At 37.8% G+C, this 3610-nt stretch carries 5 protein-coding genes; 2 read left to right on the top strand and 3 right to left on the bottom strand.

Annotation, left to right across the window (positions count from 1 at the left end):
• Together PLK24_RS05575 and PLK24_RS05580 are read right to left on the bottom strand one after the other, a co-directional pair.
• On the bottom strand, nt 1–591 hold a 591-nt coding region (locus tag PLK24_RS05575; RefSeq protein ID WP_324477101.1), incomplete at its 3' end, for an SGNH/GDSL hydrolase family protein.
• A 99-nt stretch (nt 592–690) separates the two neighbouring features.
• A complete protein-coding gene (locus PLK24_RS05580; RefSeq protein ID WP_324477103.1) occupies nt 691–1242 on the bottom strand; it encodes an RnfABCDGE type electron transport complex subunit G in 552 nt (183 codons plus the stop codon).
• A gap of 173 nt (nt 1243–1415) precedes the next feature.
• Between PLK24_RS05580 and PLK24_RS05585 the strand changes: the two genes are divergently transcribed.
• Together PLK24_RS05585 and mscL are read left to right on the top strand one after the other, a co-directional pair.
• A complete protein-coding gene (locus PLK24_RS05585; RefSeq protein WP_324477104.1) occupies nt 1416–1793 on the top strand; it encodes a hypothetical protein in 378 nt (125 codons plus the stop codon).
• 102 nt (nt 1794–1895) lie between these two features.
• On the top strand, nt 1896–2360 hold the full coding sequence (mscL, locus tag PLK24_RS05590; RefSeq protein WP_324477106.1) for a large-conductance mechanosensitive channel protein MscL: 465 nt from the start codon (nt 1896–1898) through the stop codon (nt 2358–2360).
• Nucleotides 2361–2439: 79 nt separating this feature from the next.
• Here mscL and PLK24_RS05595 read toward each other — a convergent pair whose 3' ends face one another.
• A complete protein-coding gene (locus PLK24_RS05595) occupies nt 2440–3372 on the bottom strand; it encodes a 2-hydroxyacid dehydrogenase (protein WP_433873644.1) in 933 nt (310 codons plus the stop codon).
• Nucleotides 3373–3610 lie beyond the last annotated feature (238 nt).

Below are 3610 nucleotides of genomic sequence, written 5' to 3' on the forward strand. Positions count from 1 at the left end.
ATTTTCTCCTTCTTCCCAGTGGAGACCGTCTAAATCACTGGTTTTAACAAATTCTCCCGCGTTGAAAAAAAAGTATTGGTGATCTCTTGCAAACATTTCATAATAACCGGCTAACTTTTTTGATTTTTCGTATCCACCTACCATCATTTCCTCCCAATCAGTCAATTTTCCTAATGGAGGCGGAGAAACGAGTAATGCTTTGGGAGATTGAGAATCACGACCGGCTCGGCTTTTTTGAACTAATTGTATTAACGAATCTGCGGCTGCGGCAATATCAAAAGCTGATTTGTTAAATCTCAGTTTGAGGTCGTTGGTTCCCAACATGATAATAACAAGATCCAAAGGCAGGTGTGATTCCAAGCAGGGAATGAGGTATTTTTTACCGTTCTTTTCTCCTTCAATTGGGTCATCCCATATGGTGGTTCTTCCATTTAGCCCTTCTTCGATTATTCGATAATCTTTACCTAATTCTTTTTGTAAAACTCCGGTCCATCTTTTCTCAAAAGGATATCTTCCCCTATCAACCGGATTCCAGCCCCAAGTTAAAGAATCACCAAAACAAAGAATCTCTTTAACCTCGATATTTTTCATTAAATTACTCCTTTCCAAAATTTTCATTATAAATCATTAAAAGCGCCAAAATTTTTTTGTATACCAATAAAAAATCTTTAACAATTAAATTGATAAATTCTAATTATTATCCGTTTCAGCTTGACTGGTTAATAAAAAACCTACGGCTTCCTGACATGCTTTAGCTACTGCAGTAGAAGAAACCGTTGCTCCACTAATTGCTTCGATGTCGTCCCCTAATTCAAATTTATCATTAATTGATTTTTTTAAAAATTGAACTAAAAAACTTGGTTGGGTAATAAGATCTCCTAATGAAGGGGTTTCGTTTTGTTCTAAAATTTGAATGCCAATTATCTGATTATTCAAAGAAGAAAAAGCGACCAAAACAACGATATCGCCTCGATAACCAGAACTCAAAATTTTAAAAATATAACCATTTTCTTTCCCTTGGATAAACACTTGGTAGATCTCTTGGATGACTGCATTCCCTTTAGATTCTGGTAACACTTTATTATACCGTTCAATGAATTCAGCACCAATAAATACTCTTTTCAATTGGTTCATTGTATTTTCATCGATTTGGTTCGAGGCTGATTCAGCCCATAATTTCCCAACAGATAAAAAAACCGATATAAATAGGGTAAGGATTAACAATATTCTTTTATAGTTCATGGTTTTCTCCTTTTCATTAAAGGATAAAATAGATTATATTGATGATTAATGTTATCTTCTCTTGTAAACATCAACAAGAAATATGAAAACCTCCTCCATTTTACAATAAATTTAGGCTAATCTATAATACTAATGATATAATAAACATTATTTTATATGATAGGAGGTATCAGATGAGAAAAACAAATATTATATTTATTATCTCTTTAATAAGCCTTTTCTTTATAGTTGGTTGTACGAATCCTCCCTCTCCAACTCCTTCCCCAACACCTGAAATACCAAGTGAGGTCTATGAAGCACGAGACTGGGGCATTACTCAGGCTAACTTGGAGGACGTTAGGGTCCCAATGGATGCTGTTTGGTCGGTTGTAAATATTACTCCGGAAGGACTGGTGGGATATACCACTTATCGGTTTACCTATATCGACAATGAAGGAACCTGGACCATTGAAGTAGGTTATCCCATTGTGTTGGAACCGATTTACAATGTAGAAATTTTCCTAAATGGCCTGAGTATTTGGGAGGGAAGTATCCAAATTCCATTTGATTAGTTATATATTAAAACAAATCTGCTTCTTTTGAAGGAATTTTAAAGGTTATTATTCTGTTTTCTTGGAAGAGATATTTTGCTTCCTTAGGGGAGGGATTCTCAGGTGTCAAAATTAATCGATGAGTTTAAAGAGTTCATAAGCCGTGGAAATGTGGTTGATCTTGCTGTTGGTTTCATCATTGGTACCGCTTTTGGGGCAATTGTTAAATCGCTGGTTGATGACGTCATCATGCCTCCAATTGGCTTAGCTTTGGGTAAAGTCGATTTTTCCAATCTTTTCGCAGTCTTAAAAGAAGGAGATACACCTCCACCCTATCATACCGTTGCAGCTGCCAAGGAAGCAGGAGCGGTCACGCTTAACTATGGTTTGTTTATTAACAGCATAATAACTTTTCTCATTATTGCTTTGGCAGTGTTTTTGTTGGTAAAAATCATCAACCAAATGCAGCGGAAAAAAGAAGTTCCACCTGCCGCTCCAACCACCAAAGATTGTCCTTTCTGCTTTACCGCTATACCAATTAAAGCCGTTCGCTGTCCAAATTGCACATCTGAACTATCCAAAGCATGATTTTTACAGAACATGAAATTTTTTAATCATATCCCCGTTGTTGACTTTAAAATATACAAAACAATGGGGATATGATTTTTTAGGTCTTCCATTTTAGCTGCGATAGAACTTCTGAGTTAACACAATTATTTGGTATTTTCCCTGAAAGTGCTAACCGAATATTTTTCACAACCCCTTCGGCTATCCCCTGATAGGAAGTATCGGTTGCTCCTGCTATATGAGGAGTAACTAAAACTTTTGGGTGTTGTAGGAGTGGATCTTGAGGACTAGTGGGTTCCTGCCAAAATACGTCCATCGCCACGCCTGCTAATCGTTCATCCCCCAGTGCATCGGAAAGAGCTTCTCGATCAATCAATCCGCCTCGAGCTGGATTAATTAGATAAGCACCATTCTTGATCATTTGAAATGCCTTACGATTAAAAAGGCATCGAGTATCTTCATTTTGCGGCAAGCACAAAAAAATATAATCAGCTAGGCTTAATAGCTCAGGAAAGGCATTCATACCCTTAACCCATTCAAAATTCAAACCTGGAGGAAGATAATGGGGATTTTTTTTCACACCAATCAATTTCATTCGAAAGGAAATCAGTCTTTTAGCTAATTCCACCCCTATTCCTCCAACCCCAACAATTCCGGCGGTTTTTCCCATAAGACTATTCCCACAAGGTGCTCCCCATGGAAAACCCTTCCAAACCGATTCTTGAATTGATGGGAATGAACGGCTTAAAGCTATGGCTGACATGACACACCATTCTGCAACCGACTCGGCATTTCCAGTACCGTGGGTTGGAACATTGGCTACAGCAATACCGTTTTCAGTGGCAGCTTGAATGTCAACGCCCTCCAAACCAGAACCCCATTGTTGGATGAGTTTGAGATGAGGTGCGCTATTAATTACGTGACGATCAATTCGAGTCATAGTTGGTATTATAACCGACGCATCTTTTGCTTCCTCAACGACTTTCGAAGCGGGTATTTGATAGGATTCAAATTCCGGTAAATTTTTTCTCAAAAAATGTATAATCGATTCAAAATGGATGCCTGCAACCAAAACTTTCATAGCGTTAATCACTTTCTCATTTTTTGTTTTTTTAAAATTCTTTCAAACCCCAACCCAACTGATACCGACCTGGAAGTTCAACTGGGAGTTGGCCATTTGGTTGTATTTCGCCCTTAAGAATTTTTCCTAAGGCTTCAATGCTAACCGGCCGATCTCCATAAGTTGCAACAGCCGCCCCATAATCAGTCAC

The sequence above is a fragment of the Atribacter sp. genome (genome assembly GCF_035418125.1).
In the GTDB taxonomy this organism is placed as follows: domain Bacteria; phylum Atribacterota; class Atribacteria; order Atribacterales; family Atribacteraceae; genus Atribacter; species Atribacter allofermentans.

What these genes read in the sequence shown, in the direction of transcription:
- PLK24_RS05580 (WP_324477103.1), bottom strand. Translation starts at nt 1,242, where the DNA reads ATGAACTATAAAAGAATATTGTTAATCCTTACCCTATTTATATCGGTT.
- PLK24_RS05585 (WP_324477104.1), top strand. Translation starts at nt 1,416, where the DNA reads ATGAGAAAAACAAATATTATATTTATTATCTCTTTAATAAGCCTTTTC.